General features: G+C 46.7%; 17 protein-coding genes. 3 read left to right on the top strand and 14 right to left on the bottom strand.

The annotated features are described in order from the left end of the window. Positions 1–89 precede the first annotated feature (89 nt). Together CI959_RS01625 and CI959_RS01620 are read right to left on the bottom strand one after the other, a co-directional pair. A complete protein-coding gene (locus CI959_RS01625; RefSeq protein ID WP_007656455.1) occupies positions 90–500 on the bottom strand; it encodes a hypothetical protein in 411 nt (136 codons plus the stop codon). Positions 501–654: 154 nt separating this feature from the next. Continuing rightward, entirely contained in the window at positions 655–1,236 is a 582-nt protein-coding gene (locus CI959_RS01620) for a Crp/Fnr family transcriptional regulator (RefSeq protein WP_057317612.1), read from the bottom strand. 836 nt (positions 1,237–2,072) lie between these two features. Between CI959_RS01620 and CI959_RS01615 the strand changes: the two genes are divergently transcribed. Next, positions 2,073–3,353 carry a DUF2262 domain-containing protein gene (locus tag CI959_RS01615; protein ID WP_008780810.1) on the top strand — a complete coding sequence of 427 codons (1,281 nt, stop codon included), beginning with the start codon at positions 2,073–2,075 and terminating at the stop codon, positions 3,351–3,353. A gap of 45 nt (positions 3,354–3,398) precedes the next feature. On the opposite strand, the gene CI959_RS01610 is transcribed toward CI959_RS01615, so the two are convergent. Beyond that, positions 3,399–3,902: a methylated-DNA--[protein]-cysteine S-methyltransferase gene (locus tag CI959_RS01610; RefSeq protein ID WP_057317584.1), complete on the bottom strand. Its 504-nt coding sequence runs from the start codon at positions 3,900–3,902 to the stop codon at positions 3,399–3,401. A gap of 157 nt (positions 3,903–4,059) precedes the next feature. Here CI959_RS01610 and CI959_RS01605 point away from each other — a divergent pair, with 157 nt between their 5' ends. Both CI959_RS01605 and CI959_RS01600 read left to right on the top strand, forming a co-directional pair. Further along, positions 4,060–4,542, top strand: a complete 483-nt coding sequence (locus CI959_RS01605; RefSeq protein ID WP_005861772.1) for a ferritin — start codon at positions 4,060–4,062, stop codon at positions 4,540–4,542. A gap of 118 nt (positions 4,543–4,660) precedes the next feature. Further along, complete coding sequence (locus CI959_RS01600; protein ID WP_005861774.1) at positions 4,661–5,101, top strand: DUF695 domain-containing protein; 441 nt, start codon at positions 4,661–4,663, stop codon at positions 5,099–5,101. Between the two features lie 104 nt (positions 5,102–5,205). Here the strand turns inward: CI959_RS01600 and thrC are convergent, their stop codons facing one another. From thrC to CI959_RS01545, 11 genes are all read right to left on the bottom strand, one after another. After that, positions 5,206–6,519: a threonine synthase gene (gene thrC, locus CI959_RS01595; protein WP_057317585.1), complete on the bottom strand. Its 1,314-nt coding sequence runs from the start codon at positions 6,517–6,519 to the stop codon at positions 5,206–5,208. A gap of 3 nt (positions 6,520–6,522) precedes the next feature. Continuing rightward, a complete protein-coding gene (locus CI959_RS01590) occupies positions 6,523–7,731 on the bottom strand; it encodes a cofactor-independent phosphoglycerate mutase (protein ID WP_009018562.1) in 1,209 nt (402 codons plus the stop codon). Between the two features lie 2 nt (positions 7,732–7,733). Then, positions 7,734–10,175 (bottom strand): bifunctional aspartate kinase/homoserine dehydrogenase I, encoded by a 2,442-nt coding sequence (thrA, locus tag CI959_RS01585; protein WP_005861780.1) that lies wholly within the window; start codon positions 10,173–10,175, stop codon positions 7,734–7,736. Between the two features lie 281 nt (positions 10,176–10,456). Beyond that, the gene (locus CI959_RS01580; RefSeq protein WP_008780814.1) at positions 10,457–11,422 is read right to left on the bottom strand and encodes a DMT family transporter; all 966 of its coding nucleotides are present in this window, start codon (positions 11,420–11,422) and stop codon (positions 10,457–10,459) included. Between the two features lie 156 nt (positions 11,423–11,578). Next, positions 11,579–12,442: a F0F1 ATP synthase subunit gamma gene (locus CI959_RS01575; RefSeq protein ID WP_057317586.1), complete on the bottom strand. Its 864-nt coding sequence runs from the start codon at positions 12,440–12,442 to the stop codon at positions 11,579–11,581. Further along, a complete protein-coding gene (atpA, locus tag CI959_RS01570; RefSeq protein WP_005865921.1) occupies positions 12,430–14,007 on the bottom strand; it encodes a F0F1 ATP synthase subunit alpha in 1,578 nt (525 codons plus the stop codon). Before atpA ends, CI959_RS01575 begins: the two co-directional genes overlap by 13 nt. A 12-nt stretch (positions 14,008–14,019) precedes the next feature. Next, positions 14,020–14,562, bottom strand: a complete 543-nt coding sequence (locus CI959_RS01565) for a F0F1 ATP synthase subunit delta (protein ID WP_011965942.1) — start codon at positions 14,560–14,562, stop codon at positions 14,020–14,022. 3 nt (positions 14,563–14,565) lie between these two features. Then, a complete protein-coding gene (gene atpF / locus CI959_RS01560) occupies positions 14,566–15,066 on the bottom strand; it encodes a F0F1 ATP synthase subunit B (protein WP_057317587.1) in 501 nt (166 codons plus the stop codon). A 14-nt stretch (positions 15,067–15,080) separates the two neighbouring features. Continuing rightward, positions 15,081–15,335, bottom strand: coding sequence for an ATP synthase F0 subunit C (gene atpE, locus CI959_RS01555; RefSeq protein ID WP_005861792.1), 255 nt, complete (start codon positions 15,333–15,335; stop codon positions 15,081–15,083). Between the two features lie 62 nt (positions 15,336–15,397). Beyond that, a complete protein-coding gene (gene atpB, locus CI959_RS01550; protein WP_008780815.1) occupies positions 15,398–16,447 on the bottom strand; it encodes a F0F1 ATP synthase subunit A in 1,050 nt (349 codons plus the stop codon). Further along, a complete protein-coding gene (locus CI959_RS01545) occupies positions 16,425–16,856 on the bottom strand; it encodes a hypothetical protein (protein ID WP_008774073.1) in 432 nt (143 codons plus the stop codon). The genes atpB and CI959_RS01545 overlap by 23 nt, the downstream gene beginning before the upstream one ends. Positions 16,857–16,863: the final 7 nt, after the last annotated feature.

The raw sequence follows: 16,863 nt of genomic DNA, 5'->3' as shown, positions 1-16,863 counted from the left end.
ATTCTTTCTTTGTTCAATTTGCGAATCTCACGGTTCTCTTTGTTCTGTTATAGCATACATTTATGCAACTTAATGTTCCATGATTCAGTTTAATCTATTTTCTCTAATTCAATCGTAGCTACTTTCTCTTTATCTGGACTAATTTCATTCTGTATAATGGTTATATGTTTTTGGGTATAGCTTTTGATAATCCAAGGGGCTCCACCCAAATATAAAGCATTGCTATTAAATGTGATATATTTCCCTTCTATTGTATAAGTAATATCAATTTCATCGTAACCTTCCCAATTTACTTTCCCTTTCTGAGTATCTACAAATTGCATACCGACCCCCATATTTTGTACTGTCCAAGCCTCACAATGCCCTGTTCCACGCCATGAAGTCTGATAAAGTGCTTCGGGGGTTAATTCATTTGTCTGTTCATTATCATCATCGCAGTTTATAAAACAGAATGTACAGAGGAATAGCATAAGTATTCCAAGAATTTCTTTTGTTTTCATATTCTCTTTTTTATTTTTTGTTTAACTCATTCAATCTTTATTTTGTTTCTTCGTTGGACCAACCAAAGATAAGACAAAGATAAAAAGAAGAATCCTTTGGCAGATTAAGATACTCTTGGAATATTGTTCTGAATGTAAATTTCTAAACCTATGTTTATTTTTTGTTGTCAAGACTTTGCTTGCGTCTGATTCGGCTCATGTGTACGGGTGTAATTTTAAGGTAGGATGCTATTTCTTTTAGTGGTACCATTTGAAGGATTGCAGGGCATTTTTTTAAAAGTTGGAGGTAACGCTCTTCCGGTGTGAATCTGAATAAATCCAAATAACGTGAATATGATTGGAAAAACATCTGTTCGGCTGCGATACGGGCTATCCGTTGGCTTTCTTTGTTCTCCTCGAATTTTTGCTGTAAGAATGCAGAAGAACAGATGTAAATCTCGCACGGGATTATTGCCTGTATATTCAATTCTGATTTCATGCCATATAAGCAAGTGGGGTAATCGCCTATAAATTCATTTGGAAAGGAAAAACCGACATTATACGGCTTGTTTTCTGTCCGGTTGGTACAACTGTATTTGACTACACCTGACAAGATAAACCCGAAGAAAGAACATGCATCATCTTCATGGAGAATAAACTCATTCTTTTTATAATGTCGTAACTCTCCATGTTTTAGACACAATTCTTTAAAAAAATCTATGTCTATATTGCTCATATATGAATTAAATTCAGTCATCATTTACTTGTCATTGGTGCAAATGTATAAAAAATGCCTGAAATATGCTTGATAGTACTTAACTACATTGTTTAAATATTCAAAAAAGTATGTAACATAACATGTTTGTTATATTTTTAAGTTCAAAGGTTTAGTACGTTTCTTTGTCTGTATATCCAAAACGAACTAAACTTATTTAGACAGCAAATTATATATGCTGGCGAAAAGAAAAAATAGTATTCTTCTTTTCGCCAGTTTTATTTTTATGGTTAGAGGGCTTTTGTTACCTTTGTACACGAAGTCCACCACTAAGCGATTTTCTTCGTTTTTTTTGTTACTGTTTTGTTACCCACTGTTAGTAATATGTGGGCTTTCTTTTTGATAATCAGGTTTATATAATATTGTATATATAATATGTGGCAAAATATTTTCAATAGCTATCAGCTGTGGAAAAAGAGGAAAAATGAGCTAGAATAATAAATGCGACCCGGAAAAAGGCGGCACACCGAAATAACGATGGAGCCGCCTCATTAACTTTCTTTCCTATCCTCTTATCAGTAAATTGAAGCAAATCCCAAATATGAAATAAGCTATATAGCAGAAAACGGAAACACCTAGAGAAACAAGCAGTTGTTTCATGAAAGACTCTCTGTAATATGATAACAACAATTGCCCCATGGGGTATGAATTGTTGATTTGGGCAAAACGTGGTGAATTACATGGAACAGCGTTCGTTACGCTTTGAAGCTATAACCATCATATATTTATCTTAATTGCAGGATATACGTTTACGGGGAAAACTTATTGGCTCAAAGGTGATCAAGTTGTCTATTTCAGTATAATAATTATTCATACTTATGGAAAAGGAACAAACGAATGAAAATAGTTGGGAATTTCATCTGACAGATAAGATCGCCCAGCTTTCCAAAATGACCTTGGAAATGCATACGGAGTTTTGGCTTAGTACACTCCAGACATGGTTTCATGGCTATCAAACACCCGAAGAGTATAAAGCGACGATTTGGGGGAGGGAGGTAGACCTATGCATCTCCATCGCTCCCTTGGAGACACCAACCGAGAAATTACCTATCATTGAAGAGAAATCGGCAAAAGGTAAGAATGAGCTGCTCCCCCCGGAACAGCAAGCCTACGTAGACGAACTCAAAAAGAAGATAAAAGCTCTCAAAAAACTCCTGCCGCCTAAGGTGGACGAGGCGTTAGAGCAACGCTATTTGGATTACATGAACGCCGAGAGGATTAAGGCAATCATTCAAGACTGCACCAAGATATGGAGCAATCCGGATTTGCCCGTTGAAGAAAAAATCAGTCAGCTCATTCCTTATAAAATTGAATTATATGACCTTGTGCGTAATGTCCAACTGCCGGATGATTTGATGCGTGCGGATACGAATATTTCAATTACAATGGCCACTATTCAATTCTTTGCGCAAAGCGTAGAGAAAAATGCGAAGAAAAACAAAATAAAAACACCCAAGCAGGTACGTCAATTAGTGAAATTTACCAATGACATCATTACTCGCATGGATGAGGGTCAGAATAAGCTAAACGGCGTTGAGCGAGATATGACTAAGGAAGAGTCTAAAGCCTATGATGCTTATCTTGATATAAAGATTGGAGCAAGGTCTGCCCTTCACTCGTTTGAAAAACGATTGGAGTTATACGAGCGACTTTGGGAAATGCCCTCGGTCTCTACCGGTACTAAGATTGAATGTTTGAATGAGGCCATCAAACTTATCCGGAAGCAATGCGGTAAAAACCTGGAGCCCCGTTGTCCGCACGAATCCCTTATCCGGAAACATCTGAAAGCTATTAGTGGCTATATGAATAAGCTGGAAGAAGAAGGGGAAGCGATATGGCAATTGCGCATGGCCGACGAATTGCTCCCGACAGCAAACGCATGGTGGGAAGATTGTGAACTTCCGGCATTGTCCAGAGAGGAGTTTGCCTCCCAGGTAGAATTGCAATCTGTTCATATAGAGACCAAGGAGAAAGAAGACGGCTCCATCCATTACGAACTGGAGCTTTTTTTCCAAGACACGGAAGACACTTTCGCCGGCCACTTCCTATATGCTGATATAGAAGATCATGAGGTGAAGGAGATAACGTTAATGGGATAGTTACATTCTATATTTGTCCACAAGGATTTGCAAGGTAAAGTCTCTTTACGATACTTTTGGGGCCCGTTCGATTGTAAGCAGGCTCCTTTTTTTGTCGATACCTCCGGCGTATCCGGTTAGGCTGCCATCGCTGCCTACGACACGGTGGCAGGGGATGATGATACTGATTGGGTTATGGCCTACCGCTCCTCCGATCGCTTGCGTAGACATGCTCGGGATACCTCTTTGCCGGGCGATTTCCCCGGCGAGCTCCTTGTAGGTAACGACTTCGCCATAAGGTATTTTGCTCAATAAGTCCCATACCGCAAGTCGGAAAGGCGTATCCTCCAGATGGATAGGAGGGGTGAAGCTGGGAATCTTACCCATGAAATAGCTATCCAGCCACTCTTTGGCTTGTTCGAATATCGGCAGTTCTCTTTCTTGGTGTTCCGCCGATAAAGTGGCGGCAAAATATTTTTGCCCGTCGAACCATAATCCTGTCAGGTGGTCGCCATCGCTGGCTAGGGTTATTTCTCCCAAGGGAGATCGATATTTGTCGGTGTATTGCATGATGTTTATCAAATAAGGGCGTAAGTTAGAAAAATTTTCGAAAGTAGCCAATATCTAAGGGCGGAAATGAGATAAGGAATCCTACTTTTATTTATATTTGCATAGTGAAATTTCGTGAACGGATAATACTTCAACATTTTTAAACAATGATAAAATTATGATCTTAAGTAGAAATTTATCAGAGGCGTTCAATGCCCAAGTTAATGCGGAGATGTGGTCTTCGAATTTGTATTTGTCAATGTCCGTGTATTTCCAGAAAGCAGGGTTGAACGGTTTCGCCCATTGGATGAAGAAACAAGCGGCTGAGGAATTGGAGCATGCTCATAAGTTGATCGATTACGCCTTGGATCGTGGCGGCGATATTACGATCGGCCAGATCAACGTGGTTCCGACAGGCTGGGGAAATCCGTTGGAGGTATTCGAGCATGTTTACAAACACGAGTGCTATGTATCAGAGTTGATCGACAAGTTGGTTGATATCGCCGAGGCTGATAAGGATCATGCTTCCCGTGATTTCTTGTTCTGGTTCGTACGCGAGCAAGTAGAGGAAGAATCTACGGCTAAAGAGATCGTGGATCAATTGAAGAATTATGGGGAATGCCATTACGCCATTATGGATCATAGATTAGGAAAGAGATAATAAATTTCCGTCGAGAAATATAAAAAGGCTGTATCTTCACCGGACGCAGCCTTTTTTGTCGTATTTTTACCCGGTAAAGTCAGTAAGGAATACTTATAGATAAATAGAAAATATAAATATGAGATTAAGCGATGTATGGTTTACGGCTCTCTCGGAAAACGAGTCAGGGCAAATGATTACCGTTTACGGGCGGGACGAGTTGAATGAGTTTACCGAATCCGGTAAGTTCAAGGAACGTGTCGAGATCACTTGGAAATACGAGGGAGATGGGAGAGGCCTTCCTAGCGATGACCTTGGCGAGAAAATGGAGGCCGTGGAGGAAGCGCTTCGTAAGGCGATGGAAAAGAAAGACAAGCTGGCTATCCTGACGGGTGTCTATACCGGAGGAGGAGAGAAGGTCTGGGTGTTTTACACACGTACCGTGCGTGTATTCGGCGAACGCTTGAATGAGGCCTTGGCTCCTTTCGAATTACTGCCCATCTCTATTTATACCGAGATGGATCCAGATTGGGAAGAATATAAGGATATGTATGAGATGAAAGAGTGGGCGGTGGATTGAGCGTATGTAGGCATCGCCCCACACGTATATCGATATAAACCTACACGTATATTGGCGTAGACCGATATCTATATACGTGTGGGGCGATGCCTATATACGTGTTTTTACCGGCTCATCAAGAAAGATTTGAATCCCTCGAAATCTTTTGCCAGCTCGATGCTTTGTTTGGTTCCTTCCATGAAGGCTTTCAGTTTCGCCGGGATCTCGATATCTGCCTCCAGTATCTTATCGACCGTTCCTTTGAATTTGGCGGGATGGGCGGTCTCGAGGAATAGACCCGTCTCGGTCTCGCTTAGGTCGCTGTCTAGTAATCCTTGGTAGCCACAGGCTCCGTGCGGGTCGAGGATATATCCCGTCTCTTTATAGACGGCTCGCATCGTAGAGGCGATTTCCTCGTCCGTATAGCGATGTCCGGAGATCAGTGCGCATATTTCTTTATGGGGATCATTGAATGCGCTGAATAGGTCGATGATACGGGCGAAATTACTCGGATCGCCTACATCCATGGCGTTCGCTAGGGTGGCGACTGATGGGCGGGGTGTATAAGTTCCTGTATTCAGGTATTCCAAGAATACGTCGTTACGGTTGTTTGCCGCTACGAAACGTTTAATAGGAAGCCCCATCCAATAGGCGAACAATCCGGCGGTGATGTTTCCGAAATTACCGCTCGGCACGCAAACAACCAGCTCGTCCGCTTTTCCCAGCTTGTCCAGCTGAGCGTAAGCGTTGAAATAGTAGAACGATTGGGGCAAGAAACGGGCTACGTTGATGGAGTTCGCCGAGGTCAGTTTCATATGACGTTTTAATTCCTCGTCCATAAAGGCGGATTTAACCAGCGCTTGGCAATCGTCGAACGTGCCGTCTATCTCCAATGCCGTGATGTTCTGTCCTAATGTCGTGAACTGGCATTCTTGGATCGGGCTGACCTTTCCCTTGGGATAAAGCACATACACGTGAATGCCCGGGACACCTAGGAATCCGTTGGCGACGGCGCTTCCCGTATCGCCGGAAGTCGCTACTAATACGTTTACTTGCTTCAATCCCTCTTTCTTTATGAAATAACCGAGCAGACGAGCCATGAAGCGCCCTCCTACATCCTTAAAGGCCAATGTAGGCCCGTGAAATAACTCTAAGCTATAGATATTATCCTTTACGGGTACCACCGGGGTCTCGAAGGAGAGCGTATCTTTTACGATACCGTCCAATACCTCCGGTTCTATGTCTTCCCCGAAGAACATCTGAGCTACCGTGCAGGCGATCTCGTGGAAGGACTGGTTCTTCATGTTGGCTATCACCTCCTCGTCCAAGGAGTCGATATACTCGGGCATATATAATCCCTTATCGCCGGCCAGACCTTTTACGACGGCCTCTTCTAGGCTGGCTACAGGGGCTTGTTTGTTTGTGCTGTAATATTTCATGCTCTAATCGTTTAGAAATTCTTTTATAAATTGATCTTTTTCCAGTATGCCATATTTGCCGTTTGATACGGAGAACTCATCAAATGTGGTAACGGAGTCGGGTTGCTCGCCCGGCTTGTAAATCAGGAATGGAACCGGGGTATTCGTATGCGTACGTATGGAGCAAGGAGTGGGGTGGTCCGGAAGGATAGCGATCGCTACCGGCTCGTCCCATTTTTGCGTTTCCTCGTAGATGATACGTACGGCACGGTCGTCCAGATACTCTATCGTCTTGATCTTTAAGTCTACGTCTCCTTCATGCCCGGCCTCGTCGCTTGCCTCGATATGCAGGTAGACGAAGTCGTTTGTCTTGAGGGCCTCAAGGGCGGCGTGCGCTTTTCCCTCGTAGTTCGTGTCGTATAATCCGGTAGCTCCCTCTACGTGAAGCACCTCGAGGCCGGCGTAAACGCCGATTCCCCGGATGAGATCGACGGCGGAGATCACGGAGCCTTTTCCGAAGCCGTACATCTCCCGCATTGTTCGCATGGCCGGACGGTAGCCCGGAGACCAAGGCCAGATACTGTTCGCCGGATCTTTCCCCGCTGCCATACGTTTGAGGTTCACCGGGTGATCCTTTAAGATCTCTTGGGACTTGAGGATTAATTCGTTTAATAAATCGGCGGTCTCTCGTGCTTCCGGAACTTCCGGTTTTATCATTAAAGGCCGGAAAGGATGGAGGGGTACGTCGTGTGGTGGCGTGCAATCCAGACGCTTATCGCCTCCTTTGATTACCAATAGGTGGCGGTAGGAGACACCTGTATAGAACTTGACATGGTCGGAACCTAATCGCTCGTTCAGGCATTGGATCAACTCGTCCGCTTCCTCCGTGGAGATATGGCCGGAAGAGTGATTCTTCAAGATGTCGCCTTCTACGCAGATTAAGTTACAACGCATCGCCATCTCGCCGGGCTGCAGGGCGACGCCTATACTGGCGGCTTCCAATACACCCCGTCCCTCGTATACGGAGGGCAGGTCATAGCCTAATACCGCCATGTTCGCGACCTCGCTACCGGGATGGAAACCATCCGCTACGGTTTTCATCTGCCCGGTTACTCCCAGTTCCGCCAATTTATCCATATAAGGCGTCTTGGCGTATTGCATCGGAGTCTTGCCTCCCAGGGCCTCTATCGGCTCGTCGGCCATTCCATCGCCTAAAATGATAATGTGCTTCATACCTATCGAATATTTGCGATGGATATGATGTCGGCGAATACACCTGCGGCCGTCACGTCGGCCCCGGCACCGTATCCCTTGATGATCATTGGATATTCATGATATCTCTCGGTGGAGATCATGATGATATTGTTGCTGCCCTCCAGTTCATAGAACGGATGGTGGCTGTCTACGGCTTGTAGGCCTACCTCGCAAGCGCCGTTCTCCATCTTCGCCACGAAACGGAAGCGTTTGCCTTCCGCTTCCAGTAGCTGGCGTTTCTCCTCGAAACCGGCATCTGTATCCTTGATATTCTTCCAGAAGTCCTCAAGGGAACCCTCGAAGTACTTTTCCGGGATGAACAGGTTCCGTTTTACGTCGGCTTGCTCCACCGGATAACCGGCCTCACGGGCCAAGATAACCAGCTTACGGATTACGTCTTTGCCGCTAAGGTCGATACGTGGGTCCGGCTCGGCGTATCCGGCTTCCTTTGCCATATGGATCGCCTCGCTGAAAGGAATATCGGCGCTGATCGTATTAAAGATATAATTCAGCGTACCGGAAAGTACGGCCTCCAGTTTCAATATATGGTCACCGCTATTGATCAAGTCGTTCATCGTATTGATGATCGGGAGGCCGGCGCCTACGTTCGTCTCGAACAAGAACTTGATGTCCCGGTGGCGGGCGGTCTCCTTTAGCTTGGTATAATTATCGTAGGAGGAGGAGGCCGCTTCTTTGTTAGCTGCCACGACGGACACGTTATTGTTCATCAACGTCTCGTAAAGAGCCGCTACGTCCGGGCTTGCCGTGCAATCCACGAATACGGAGTTGAAGATATTCATCTTTACGATCTCCTCGCACAGATGCTCCGGGTTACTCTCTTCCCCGTTCTCCTTCAGCTCCTCCAGATAATTGTCGAGGTTGATCCCTTCCCGGCATAAAAGGGCTTTCTTGGAGTTTGAGATACCTACGACATTCAGCTTCAAACCGTTTTGCCGCATCAGTTTCGGTTGCTGGATGCGTATCTGTTCCAATAAATTGCCGCCTACGGTTCCTACACCGGCGATGAAAAGGTTCAATACCTTATATTCGGATAGGAAAAAAGAGTCATGAATGGAGTTCAACGCCTTGCGAAGGTATTTATGCTTGATAACGAAAGAGATATTCGTCTCGGAAGCGCCTTGGGCGCAAGCGATCACGCTGATGCCCGCACGTCCCAGCGTACCGAACAGCTTCCCGGCGATACCCGGGGTACGTTTCATGTTCTCGCCTACAATAGCGACGGTAGCCAGATCTTTCTCCGCTACGGTATCGTTCATATCACCCTGCGCACGTTCCAAGGCGAACTCGTCGTTCAATACTTGTACGGCCAAATCAGCGTCGGCGTTACGTACGGCGAAAGTCGTGTTGTTCTCGGAGCTGGCCTGCGATACCATAAATACGCTGATGCCATTCTTGGCGAGCGTCTTAAAGATCCGGTAGTTCACGCCGATCACGCCCACCATACCTAAACCTTGTACCGTGATCAAACAGGTATCGTTGATGGAGGAGATACCCTTGATGATGGCCTTGCCTTCCTCTTTCACCCGCTCTTTCGAGATATAGGTTCCGGGAGCGGTCGGGTTGAAGGTATTCAAGATACGGATCGGGATATTCTTATGATAAACCGGATAGATCGTCGGCGGATAGATTACTTTCGCCCCGAAGTTACACAACTCCATCGCCTCCGTGAAAGTAAGCCGGTCGATTACGTAGGCGGAGCTGATCACACGGGGATCAGCGGTCATGAAACCATCCACGTCCGTCCAGATCTCCAAGGTGTTAGCGTCTAAGGCGGTCGCCAAGATGGAGGCGGTATAATCCGATCCCCCTCGTCCGAGGTTCGTAACCTCTCCGGTTTCCGTGCTGGAAGAGATGAATCCGGGCACCAAGGAAACCTTGGGCAGCGGCGAGAAGGTCTCTTTTATGAGCTTGTTGGTCAAGTCGAAATCCACGATATGCTTGTTGAATTGCTTGACTGTCTTGATATATTTGCGTGAGTCGAACAACTTAGCGTCCTTGATCACGTTCGAGACGATCAGGGAAGATAGGCGCTCGCCATAACTTACGATCGTATCGGATGTCTTGGCGGATAAATCGTTAATCAAATAAACACCTTTGAAAATATTGCTCAATTCATCCAGTAAAGCCATCACTTTCTTCTGGACATCCATGCGTACCTCCTTGTCCTCGATCACTCCCTCGATCACGTCCAGATGGCGGGCGATGATCTCCGATAATTCTTTCTCGTAGGCAAGGTCGCCTTTAGAAGCCATGGTAGAAGTGGCCAGCAATTTATCGGTGATGCCCCCTAAGGCGGAGACAACCACGATTACGGGCTCTTCGATAGCCTCTACTATTTTCTTTACACTTAAGATACTATTCACGGAACCTACGGATGTTCCGCCGAATTTTAATACTTTCATCGATATGTATTTTTAATGGTTCATCGAGGATTGGCAATCAAGAAAGGCTTTTTCATGATTAGCAACCGACAATGACCGATTGATTAAACTTATTTATGTAAAAGGAGAAATAAAAAAGGATGCAATACGAGATTGCGACATAGCGTGACGTGGTCTACGCGAATGCTTATTAATAGATTCTAACCCCCCAAGGGGTCATCAATGCCCATGTATAATATGAGGACTCTACACTCATCATTGATTTTGTATTGTGCTTATTCTTTTATATTATGGGGGCAATATTACGCATTATTTTTCATATTGCAAGCGTTTTTGTCAAAAGATTGACTATTTTGTTGTTCAAGGTCCGCCCGGCTCTTGCTTTGGGTCACTAAATAGACGCCGGAGAAAACAAGTGCGGCCGATACTAGTTTCGTTACGCTAAAGCTATCCTGACCGATGCATACGGCGATAAAGGAAGCTACGATCGGTTGGATATAATTGTACATGCTGACGGTAGTCGGGCGGATTCGCTTTAAGGCCAGCGGTATTAATAAATAGGGTACGAACGTGGCCCCGAATAACACGAAGAAGATGGCTCCCAGCTCTTGGCCGTCGAAGACCTCTTTGTGGAAAGCCGGGGTATTCCAGATGGATTCGATAGCGAAAGGCAGGGTAATCAGCGTGGAGAACAGGAACATCCATTTCATCATCGTGACGGATGAGTACTTGAGCGTTAGAGGCTTGGATACTACCAAATAGATCGAGTACATGAATCCGCTAACCGTAATCAACAGGTTTCCCCCCAGACTGCTCGCTTGATTGGAACCTTGCGTGGATTGTAGTATCAAGGAGATCGCCCCGCATATGCCAAGCAGTACCCCGAACGTTTTCATCCGTGTGATCGGTTCCTTTAGGATCAGGGCTGCCAGGATCATGACAAAGATGGGGACGGCGGTCGCTATGATGGAAGCGTCTACCGGCGACGTGGTATTCAATCCCCAGATAAACAGCCCTTGGTTCAAGCCTACTCCGCAAAGGGCGCAAAGGCATAGAAGTCCCAAGTCCTTCAACGGCACTTTCTCATAGGGAACGAATAGAGAGGTGATCCAGAACATCACGCAAGCGAAGCTCATCCGCATACTGGTCAGCGCCTCGGGTTGCACATGCTCGGGGAGTAGATATTTGGATACGGGCATATTAATGGCGAACAGGATGTTGGCCGCTAAAATAAGGAGATGCCCTTTTAGCTTTTCTTGATTCATCATAAGTACGATCCTAGATTGGTATAATATAAATGTATACAGGCTTATGTTTTGGTGAGCAAAGGTCTTACTTTTTTTTGTAAATAAGAAATGATCCGTTAGTAAAGTGTTTTACATACGGATCATTGTCTGTTTAGTCAAGGAAGCATCCCGTTTTTATTACGATGAAACGGCCGCTCCTCCCATGATATCCAGCAATTCGTTGGTGATGGCTTGCTGGCGGGTTTTATTATATTGCAAAGTTAATTGTTGGATTAAATCGTTCGCATTGTCGTTGGCGGTCTGCATGGCCATCATACGGGCGGCGTGCTCGGCGGTTGAGGTGTCGAGTAGGATCGTATAGATGGTTAGGTTCAGCAATTTCGGGAAAAGCCGGTTACGCAACTCTTCCGCCGAGGGCTCAAGGATGTAGTCGGTGGCCGTTTCCGCCGCTTCCGTATCCGAGAGGGAAAGGGGAAGATACGTCTTGTGGGTTACGACTTGTGTCGCCATGTTCTTGAAATGGTGATACAGTAATTCCACCCGGTCTGCTTTACCTGTGACGAACAGCTCCATGAGACGGTTCGCCAAGGATACGGCGCTTTCATAAGACGGTTTTTCGCCGATCGTGATGAAATCAGTGTCGAAGCTATAATCCGCTTTATGAAGCTCATCCGCTATTTTCTTGCCGATAGGGTAGAGGCGTACCTCTATTTGCTGGTTCTTATAAGTCTGGATCGTGGCGGATAACTCTTTCCATATATTGGCATTGAATGTCCCGCATAACCCCGTGCTCGAGGCGAATACGGCGATAGCCACCTTGCTCACCTTACGCTGTTCGGTGTAAGGTGAGTCTAGGTCGCATTCCGCCGAAAGAAGACCGTTTAAGATAGCGGATAGTTTATTAGCATATGTAAGTGTGTGCTCGGTTTGCGTCTGGGCATGATGAAACTTGGCCGACGATACCATTTTCATGGCGGCGGTGATCTTCTGCGTGCTCCGTATAGAGGCGATCCGGACTTTTATTTCTTTCAATGAACCCATAACTCCTTCGCTGTTTTTTCCAATATACCTCGTATCTCATCATTGATAACGCCGGTCTTTAAGACATCCAGTACGTCCCGTTGGTGAGAGGTACGTAACTCTTGCAAAAACCTTGCCTCGAACTCATGCACCTTGTCCAATGGAACCTCTTTCAGCAGACCTTGCGTTCCGCAATAAAGGATCGAGATTTGCTCTTCCACTGGCATCGGGCTATATTGAGGCTGTATCAGTAACTGGGTATTCTTCTGCCCTTTATCGATCGTGAAAGCGGTGACGGCATCCATCTCGCCCCCGAACTTGGAAAATGATTCCAATTCACGGAACTGAGCCTGATCGATTTTCAAGGTACCCGCTACCTTTTTCATCGCCTTTAATTGCGCGTTACCGCCTACACGGGAAACAGAGATTCCGACGTTGATAGCTGGGCGGTTCCCTTGGTTGAATAAATCGGTCTCAAGGAATATCTGTCCGTCGGTGATAGAGATCACGTTGGTCGGGATATAAGCCGATACGTCTCCCGCCTGAGTCTCGATGATCGGTAAAGCGGTCAAGGAGCCACCGCCTTTCACCTTGTCTCTCATGCTTTCGGGGAGATCGTTCATCTCACGGGCTACCTCCGGCTGGTTGATGATCTTGGCGGCACGTTCCAATAGGCGGGAGTGCAGGTAAAAGATATCACCCGGGTACGCCTCACGTCCGGAAGGACGGCGAAGGATCAAGGAAACCTCACGGTAGGCGACCGCCTGTTTGGACAGATCGTCGTAGACCACCAAGGCGTGTCGTCCGCTATCCCGGAAGTACTCTCCGATGGCCGCTCCGGCGAACGGGGCGAAATATTGCATGGCTGCCGGGTCGGAGGCGGTCGCGCTTACGACAATCGTATAGTCCATGGCGCCTTTCTCTTGCAAGGTGTTCACCAAGGCCGCTACTGTGGAACCTTTTTGCCCGATCGCCACGTAAATACAGTAAACCGGGTTCCCTGCCTCGTAGTTGCTACGTTGGTTGATGATGGTATCGATAGCGATCGAGGTCTTTCCCGTCTGCCGGTCGCCGATGATCAACTCACGTTGCCCCCTTCCGATGGGGATCATAGCGTCTACGGCCTTGATACCGGTTTGCAAAGGCTCGTTTACCGGCTGACGGAAGATCACACCCGGAGCCTTGCGCTCAAGCGGCATCTCGCAAGTTTCGCCAAGGATCTCGCCTTTCCCGTCGATCGGGTTTCCCAATGGGTCGATCACACGCCCGATCATCCCCTCGCTGACATCGATAGAGGCGATGCGGCCCGTGCGTTTTACGGTGTCGCCCTCCTTGATTCGGTCGGTCGGACCTAAAAGGACGGCGCCTACATTATCTTCCTCCAAGTTCATCACGATCGCTTCCATCCCGTTATCGAATTGAAGCAACTCGTTCGCCTCCGCATTATCCAGCCCGTAGATGCGGGCCACGCCGTCACTCACCTGCAATACGGTCCCGACCTCCTCCAGCTTGATGCTGGTATGGATTCCTTCCAATTGCTGGCGCAGGATGGAGGAGACTTCACTCACTTTTATTTGTTCTGTCATACTTCTTCTTTTTTATCTGTTTTCGAGTAGCCCGGTACGGATATCCCGTAGTTGCGTCGCATAGCTGGCGTCTATCCGGTAATTGCCGATGCGTAGGCGGAAGCCCCCGATTAGTTCCGGTTCCACATGGCCGGAGAACTCGATCGTGCATCCCGTCTCTTTCCGTAGCTTGTCTTGCAGGTGAGACTTGACCGCATCGTCTACCGCTACGGCCGTGTCGAATCGTACCCGGGTAATCTTTTTCTCTTTCCGGTACAAATGGATATAAATGTATGCGATGAAGGGCAGTAGTGTCTCCCGTTTATGGGCTAATACCAGATTGATAAAACGTGAATATAGCTCGCATACCTCGATACCTCCCGCCGCCGTAAGCAATTTCACTTTCTCCGGTACGGAAACGATCGGGTTGCTCAAGGCACCCCTAAGCTCTGGCTCCATCGAGAAGCTGTCCGCCAACATCTTCATATCATCATATACCCGGCTTTCCTGTTCCTTGTCTTTCGCTAGGGAGAAAAGCGCTTTGGCATACCGGGAAGAAATAGTTCCTATATCCATACCTTACGATTTACTAAACGATACCTCATCCAGCAGCCGGTCGATCATCTGTCGTTGTTCCTTATCCCGGCCGATTTTCTCTTTCATTACTTTCTCTGCGATAGCGATAGACAGATCCGCTATCTCCGAGCGGACTTCGCGAATAGCTTTCTCTTTTTCTTCGCGGATACGCCGGGTAGCCTCCTCTATCTGCAGATGTGCCTCGGAGACGGCCTTTTTCCGTGCCTCCTCGATGATCCGCTCCTTTTCGGCAAAGGCTTCCTTCAGGACGGCGTTTTGCTTTTCCTTGGCCTCGGCTAGCATCTTCTCGCCCTCGGCTTGGATATGGGCAAGTCGCTCATTCGCCTGACGTGCCGTCTCTAAGGAATTGTCAATGTAAGCTTTCCGTTGTTCGATTGCCTTGACGATCACGGGAAAACCGTATTTGGAAAGGATCACGAAGACAATCCCGAATGAAACGATCATCCAGAATAGAAGCCCTGAATCCGGTGTTAATAAAGACATAGTTTGTTACTTTTTTATTGGAACAACGCTAAGAAACATACGACAATAGCGAACAATGCCACACCTTCTACCAACGCTCCCATAATCAACATCGAGGTACGGATCTCTCCTGCGGCCGACGGCTGGCGTCCAATAGCTTCAACGGCACCTTTACCGATCAATCCGATTCCGATACCTGCACCTATGGCGGCGAATCCCGCTCCTATAGTGGCTCCCATCTTCGCTACGCCCATCCCGGCTGCCGCTTGTAATAAAATAGTCGATAACATAGTGTTTAATTTTAAATTAGTAACCTTAATAATATAATTCTAATACCTTAATTTCTTTGGATTTATTCCCTTACCTTGGCCAATCCGATATAGTTGGCCGACAGCAGGGTGAAAATATAAGCTTGCAAGCAAGCCACTAACAATTCCAGACAGTTCATGAACGCACAGAACAAGACGGATACGATCGTCATACCGAAATTCACGGCTACTCCCATCGTTACCGTTATGAATATCAAACAGGTTAGCGCCAAGATAATCGTATGGCCCGCCATGATGTTGGCGAACAGACGGATCATCAACGCGAACGGCTTGGTGAATACCCCGAAGAACTCCACGAACGGCATGATCGGCAAGGGCAGTTTCAAGTAGATCGGCGCTTTGGGCCAAAAAATCTCTTTCCAATACACTTTCGTGGCGAACAGGTTGACCGCTATAAACGTACAAAGTGCCAATACGCCTGTTACCGCTATATTTCCCGTAATATTAGCGCCTCCCGGGAAAACCGGTATGATCCCGATCAGGTTATTGATCAAGATAAAGAAAAATACCGTCAGCAAATAGGACGAGAACGGCTTATATTCTTTTCCGATCGCCTCTTTGATCACCCCGTCTTGTATGTAGGAGATGGCCATTTCCATCAATCCGATAAATCCGCCCGGCGCCTCGTTCGGGTGCTTTTTATACCAATGGGCGGTCCGGAGAACGATGAAAAGCAAGAGGCCGCAACTGAGGAACAGTCCGCAAACATTCTTGGTCAATGAGAAATCCATCGGGCGAACCTCTTCTCCTGCACTGTTCTTCTCAACAACCTTTCCCGCATGCTCACCTTCCCCGGCGATATAATAATTGTGATGCGTCCGGCCATGATGTAGATGGGATGACAGGAATAAATCCCATCCTCTTTCCTCGCTTTTTACCAAGATAGGCAGGGGAATCGCAATCTCTTGTCCGTTCCATTCCGTGATATGCCATGTATAGGCGTCTTGAATGTGGGAGAAGACGATATCCTGCACGTCTATCTCGCCGGACGCCGCTTTTGCCGGAGTGAGAAAGCTGAGCCACATCCAGAAAGCGATCCATATGTATTTGTTATCTTTGATTGTACTCATCATCCTTTTCCCTTTTCTCTCTTTTCATTCTTTTCTTTTCAAACAGATATAAAATGTAAGTCTCCAGTCCGAGGTAAATGAAATAGAATAACATCAACGTGAAACCAAATGTCTTTAATTGTTGCCCGACAAACGCCGCGTACATCCATAAGAAGACGAAAGCGAGCGTGAACTTACACAACCGGACTAGCATGTACATGGTTACGGTCACATCTCCGTTTTTCCTTTTTACCCGGTCTAGGAAGAAAGTCATCGCCATGGCCATGACCCAGTAAAAGAAGGGAATGGACGGATACCACGAGAAATAGTGTTCCGGCCAGATGGTATATAATAAACCACCCAATGAAACGCCTATTGCCACGTTGATAAACGTGATCAAACCCATTAACCTCATTTTTAATCTGCCATTCATTGTCGTA

It is taken from the genome of Parabacteroides sp. AT13 (assembly GCF_002272965.1).
In the GTDB taxonomy this organism is placed as follows: Bacteria; Bacteroidota; Bacteroidia; order Bacteroidales; family Tannerellaceae; genus Parabacteroides; species Parabacteroides distasonis.
Note: the sequence above shows the minus strand (reverse complement) of the source record. Positions and strands in the feature narration are given on the sequence as shown.

Bases quoted from the DNA above. Each gene is read 5' to 3' on its own strand.
- CI959_RS01625 (WP_007656455.1), bottom strand. From the start codon at position 500: ATGAAAACAAAAGAAATTCTTGGAATACTTATGCTATTCCTCTGTACA.
- CI959_RS01620 (WP_057317612.1), bottom strand. From the start codon at position 1,236: ATGACTGAATTTAATTCATATATGAGCAATATAGACATAGATTTTTTT.
- CI959_RS01615 (WP_008780810.1), top strand. From the start codon at position 2,073: ATGGAAAAGGAACAAACGAATGAAAATAGTTGGGAATTTCATCTGACA.
- CI959_RS01610 (WP_057317584.1), bottom strand. From the start codon at position 3,902: ATGCAATACACCGACAAATATCGATCTCCCTTGGGAGAAATAACCCTA.
- CI959_RS01605 (WP_005861772.1), top strand. From the start codon at position 4,060: ATGATCTTAAGTAGAAATTTATCAGAGGCGTTCAATGCCCAAGTTAAT.
- CI959_RS01600 (WP_005861774.1), top strand. From the start codon at position 4,661: ATGAGATTAAGCGATGTATGGTTTACGGCTCTCTCGGAAAACGAGTCA.
- thrC (WP_057317585.1), bottom strand. From the start codon at position 6,519: ATGAAATATTACAGCACAAACAAACAAGCCCCTGTAGCCAGCCTAGAA.
- CI959_RS01590 (WP_009018562.1), bottom strand. From the start codon at position 7,731: ATGAAGCACATTATCATTTTAGGCGATGGAATGGCCGACGAGCCGATA.
- thrA (WP_005861780.1), bottom strand. From the start codon at position 10,175: ATGAAAGTATTAAAATTCGGCGGAACATCCGTAGGTTCCGTGAATAGT.
- CI959_RS01580 (WP_008780814.1), bottom strand. From the start codon at position 11,422: ATGATGAATCAAGAAAAGCTAAAAGGGCATCTCCTTATTTTAGCGGCC.
- CI959_RS01575 (WP_057317586.1), bottom strand. From the start codon at position 12,442: ATGGGTTCATTGAAAGAAATAAAAGTCCGGATCGCCTCTATACGGAGC.
- atpA (WP_005865921.1), bottom strand. From the start codon at position 14,007: ATGACAGAACAAATAAAAGTGAGTGAAGTCTCCTCCATCCTGCGCCAG.
- CI959_RS01565 (WP_011965942.1), bottom strand. From the start codon at position 14,562: ATGGATATAGGAACTATTTCTTCCCGGTATGCCAAAGCGCTTTTCTCC.
- atpF (WP_057317587.1), bottom strand. From the start codon at position 15,066: ATGTCTTTATTAACACCGGATTCAGGGCTTCTATTCTGGATGATCGTT.
- atpE (WP_005861792.1), bottom strand. From the start codon at position 15,335: ATGTTATCGACTATTTTATTACAAGCGGCAGCCGGGATGGGCGTAGCG.
- atpB (WP_008780815.1), bottom strand. From the start codon at position 16,447: ATGATGAGTACAATCAAAGATAACAAATACATATGGATCGCTTTCTGG.
- CI959_RS01545 (WP_008774073.1), bottom strand. From the start codon at position 16,856: ATGAATGGCAGATTAAAAATGAGGTTAATGGGTTTGATCACGTTTATC.